This window comes from Paenibacillus campinasensis (assembly GCF_002272015.1).
GTDB lineage: Bacteria > Bacillota > Bacilli > Paenibacillales > Paenibacillaceae > Paenibacillus_AQ > Paenibacillus_AQ campinasensis.
Genome location: NZ_NPBY01000068.1, coordinates 1 through 4,205, shown reverse-complemented (window position 1 = coordinate 4,205; position 4,205 = coordinate 1). Strand labels below are relative to the sequence as shown.

At 37.8% G+C, this 4,205-nt stretch carries 6 protein-coding genes; 2 read left to right on the top strand and 4 right to left on the bottom strand.

The genetic code is table 11. The features are described from left to right. On the top strand, positions 1–1,406 hold a 1,406-nt coding region (locus tag CHH67_RS20685; RefSeq protein ID WP_342351965.1), incomplete at its 5' end, for a helix-turn-helix domain-containing protein. Between the two features lie 1,075 nt (positions 1,407–2,481). Continuing rightward, a complete protein-coding gene (locus CHH67_RS26570) occupies positions 2,482–2,682 on the top strand; it encodes a hypothetical protein (protein WP_218832054.1) in 201 nt (66 codons plus the stop codon). 148 nt (positions 2,683–2,830) lie between these two features. On the opposite strand, the gene CHH67_RS20675 is transcribed toward CHH67_RS26570, so the two are convergent. The 4 genes from CHH67_RS20675 to CHH67_RS26565 all read right to left on the bottom strand — a co-directional run. Then, entirely contained in the window at positions 2,831–3,304 is a 474-nt protein-coding gene (locus CHH67_RS20675; protein WP_095267276.1) for a hypothetical protein, read from the bottom strand. Positions 3,305–3,340: 36 nt separating this feature from the next. Continuing rightward, entirely contained in the window at positions 3,341–3,631 is a 291-nt protein-coding gene (locus CHH67_RS20670; RefSeq protein WP_244908276.1) for a CdiA C-terminal domain-containing protein, read from the bottom strand. A gap of 2 nt (positions 3,632–3,633) precedes the next feature. Beyond that, positions 3,634–3,813: a hypothetical protein gene (locus CHH67_RS20665; protein WP_144029297.1), complete on the bottom strand. Its 180-nt coding sequence runs from the start codon at positions 3,811–3,813 to the stop codon at positions 3,634–3,636. Between the two features lie 74 nt (positions 3,814–3,887). Then, positions 3,888–4,205, bottom strand: a 318-nt coding sequence (locus CHH67_RS26565) for a hypothetical protein (RefSeq protein WP_218832052.1), incomplete at its 5' end; no start/stop codon positions are given.

Genomic DNA, 4,205 nt, shown 5'->3' with positions numbered 1-4,205 from the left:
ATATAGAACTGGGGGTGATCCTATTGGCTCTTACAAACATCTCAATCAGCACTGAACTCGTGAAATACATAGAACAAGAAAACTTGAGCATCTCTTCTTTTGCGCACCGTGCAGGAATTAATTCGGGAACGCTTAGCCGCTTCATCAACGGTCAGCAACGGCTATCCGTTTCGGGCCTTGATTTAATAACGAAAGCAATGAATCTTGAAGAAGGTTACTTTTATACTGCTTACGTTAACGAGTCATCCCTTAACTGGAGAAGACTTGGTCCTTTCATTATGAGATGTGCTGAACTCGGTAAACTCGAGTGCATAGCTCAAACTGTTGATATGATGTTAGATGTCCAAGCTTATGCTCCCCAACTATTCGACAGTGCAGAAGCGTTATTCCATAAAGGTAACCTGGCGGCAGCACTGATCATCTACAAGAAAGTAGCAGAAGCTGAGAAATATCAGCATTCTGAGCGGCTGGGTTGGTGCCAATATCGCATTTTTATCTGTTCGTTAAACTCTGATCAAGAAAATAACCTAAACTGCACCATTCAGTTTGAGTCCTATGTTCAAAGGCTTCCGGAAGCCGTACAGCTAGATGCTCTAGAAGACCTAACCAATACGCTACTCTCCCTTCAAAAGTGGGATAAAGCTAAATTCTATGCACAGGAAATGGGGAGAATTTCGAGACTGCTTTATACCCTACATCATCATAAAAATTCTAAAAGTAAGAAGAAAAGTATACCTCCGAAAAAACCTTTATTCGGTTATATCCTATACTCTGATTTGATACTAGGCTCAATTGCAGCAGAAAAATCTAATTATGATGAAGCTCTATATTATGTTTCCTGTTATGAAAATCATTCCTGGATTGTGGAATCAGATGCAGTATCTGAGGGGATTAAGAACAAATTCACCAATTGGGCCAAAGGAAATCGCTATCTATACCAATTAATGAGTGGCAACTTTCAAGTAATCGACGAGTATATGGCGTATATTTCCTCTTTTGATAATGAAATATTAAGAGCACTCTTTAGAATTGTACACGCAGCTATTGTATATCATTGGAATATTGATAAGTATCTAGAACAATATGAGAGTATTATAAGGGAGCATTATGAACAAGGATGCGTGGTAGGAGACTATAACCAACAAATAACAAATGATCGGTTTGCCAGATTTCTCGCCGAAATTGGTGAGTATTATATAAATCAAGGAAATATCCATAAAGGCACAAGATACATATTGGATAGTTTAGATGTCTCGTATAAAATTAATAATACAGCCAATATAGTAAAGTGCTGTTCGACAATCGAATATATTCGGCATAAGATCGACCCGTTAGATCTACTAAGATACTCCCAATTCATGAAGGAGGTTAATCGTAATGAGAAAAAAGTGGGCAAAAATTCTTAGCTTCATTTGTGCATTTGTATTTATTAGCAATTTCACTATTCCTCCCACAGAGGAGCCATTAAAGTCCCCTTCTCCTCCCCACGTAATCAAAGCAAATAGCCATGGTGAGGGTGGAGACTGGTAATATCCTGAATTGCATCGATGAAGGAGGTAGCTTGTGCTTCCTCCTGACTTTTTTCTATTGAACTTCTATTAAACACTCATTATCCTCTCTCAAATGCGATAAAGAATCTTGGAATCTCTCATCGTCATGAGCCAAAAAAGCTCGTTCCTACTCCGCATCTTCTGTTGGTTCATCTGAAATGTGTATCAAACCAATTAGTATCCATTTTCATTCGAGCTAATCCAGTACTCTTCATTATTGACATAAAAATTATATTCAATGCCACATGTTAGATCTACTAAGATACTCCCAATTCATGAAGGAGGTTAATCGTAATGAGAAAAAAGTGGGCGAAAATTCTTAGCTTCATTTGCGCATTCGTATTTATTAGCAATTTCACTATTCCTCCCACAGAGGAGCCATTAAAGTCCCCTTCTCCTCCCCACGTAATCAAAGCAAATAGCCATGGTGAGGGTGAGCCCTGGTAACATCCTGAGTTGCATCAGTGAAGGAGGAGGCAGCTTGTGCCTTCTCCTTTGTCATTGTCTTTTTCCTAATGAACTTCTATAAACTCATTATCCTCTCTCAAATACGATTAAGAATCTTGGAATCTCTCATCGTCATGAGCAAAAAAGCTAATTCCTACTCCGCATCTTCTGTTGGTTCAAATGTGTATCAAACCAATTACTGAAAAAAATCTCTTAGTTTGTCCCATAAATCGATTAGTGAATGTTCATCGATCCGTCCGTTTTCAATAAATCCTCGGCTGTTTTAAACTCCTGTGAATTACGATCCCTTAGTCTTGTTAAACAGTATCCATTTTCATTCGAGCTAATCCAGTACTCTTCATTATTGACATAGAAAATATATTCCATGCATTTTACTAAGTGCAAAAATTCACCGTACGTCATATAGATTTCTCTTTATCTCGACTTCAAAGAACCGTCGGGATTATGTACAAAGATATGCTGTGTGGATATTCTGGATGTAGTTTTGGATGTCCATGATAGAGCTGTTCAATTCCCGCAAAGCCGCATTGCTGTAGGCAAAGAACATCACAACCAGTTTGTTTTTACGCTGCAACTTTCGGCATTTTTAGTCTGCAATAAACAACCGCATCGAGGAAATATCGGGCGCCAAGTATCCTCTCATGGCGCAACAACTGGGGACTGATGCTTCTTCAGCTCTCGGTCTTCTTTCCTTTCCGGATCGGGTCAACAACTTGTTACGTTAGAAACGGCAAATCCTCTCTTAGGGGGGATTGCTCGGAAATGAGTTTACACAGAAATCTTGACAGTTCCTTAAAGTCGGATGAAATATCTTACTTACTCAATTCCCCCTCGATATAAGAATGATCAAGTAAACTAAGTAGATTTGGAGTTAAGTACTTTATCTGGTATTGATCCAAATCACTATTGACAATTAACTGACCATTCTCTCTTCTAAGCAACTGATCCGAACCATTTTCTAAAAACAACAGATTGCCACCACATTGTTTTAACAAGCTCCCGATAACTTTAAACAAAGATTTTATTCCTTGATCAAAGGTGTTACCAAATAACTGAACCCTAATGCAAATATCGATATCTATGTCATAGTGAGTTCTAACAAAATTTATATCTGAGATATCCTCAAGTTCAAGAGCCAACGAAAAGTAATCAGTTCCAATAACTATTTCTTCTTCATCATTCTGAATCGATACCTTTTCATTCAAGAGGTTGACTATAGTTTTTTCAATAATCTCTGCCAATGGCTTGCAACTGAAATTAGATTCTAAAAATAATTCGAAATCCATGCAATCTAACCCCCAAATATCCTTGTGATTTTACCGTCAACCACAATTAATAATTCTTGTAAATTCTTTAAAATCTCCATTTGGATTAGCTTTCCTTAGAATCCCTTCAGTAATTTCAGTTATTTTTTCTGAAGTGAAACCATCTAAATTAATTACAATTCTCTCTGCCTGTGTTTTTGTCTTAGTTCTAATATTTCTTAAAATATTGTCCACATTGGTATCTATTGTAGGTGCATAACAGTCAAATACTTCGCCTTCAATTAGAAAATCTGGGTTTGATGATTTCTTTATACCACGTCCATTTCCACCGTTCACTTCATCTAACATTTCTATGTCATTCCTTGATTCATAGCTTCAATCAGTAGATCTTCTTTTGAAGGCTCTATTAGCCAACCGCTAAAATCTTCAATATACCACCCAGTTGCAGGATCGATAAAGTCATTCCCCTCACCAGTATCCATAATGAACACCTTATTTTGTTCGTTAGCTACGCTTTTAACAAATTCCAAGTAACCGTCCACTTATTCTATCACCTCACCTGATTTGAAAGATGTATTGTTTATTCCTATATTTTACCATCCTATTAGGGAATTATCTTCTTCATCTCTTTCTTCAGATATGTGTAAGACATCGCCCTTGGATAATAAGCGTTAGGGTGATGATAACGAATCAAGACTGTTTGAGTGTCCGCCAATATGATGTAATCCAGTCCACCGGAAGTCTGCTTAAGCTCATATGTGCGAGGGCAAACTTTTCTCAGTAACTCATGGATACCGTTGAATATGACATCACCGTAGCACAGGACCAAGTCGGGATGGACGATCCTAATTTGCTGTAGAAGAAGCTCGCCAGTCTCCTGTATATGGCGCTCGAGAGTCTGTAAAATAGTTTGTGTAAACTT

What these genes read in the sequence shown, in the direction of transcription:
- CHH67_RS20675 (WP_095267276.1), bottom strand. Translation starts at nt 3,304, where the DNA reads ATGGATTTCGAATTATTTTTAGAATCTAATTTCAGTTGCAAGCCATTG.
- CHH67_RS20670 (WP_244908276.1), bottom strand. Translation starts at nt 3,631, where the DNA reads ATGTTAGATGAAGTGAACGGTGGAAATGGACGTGGTATAAAGAAATCA.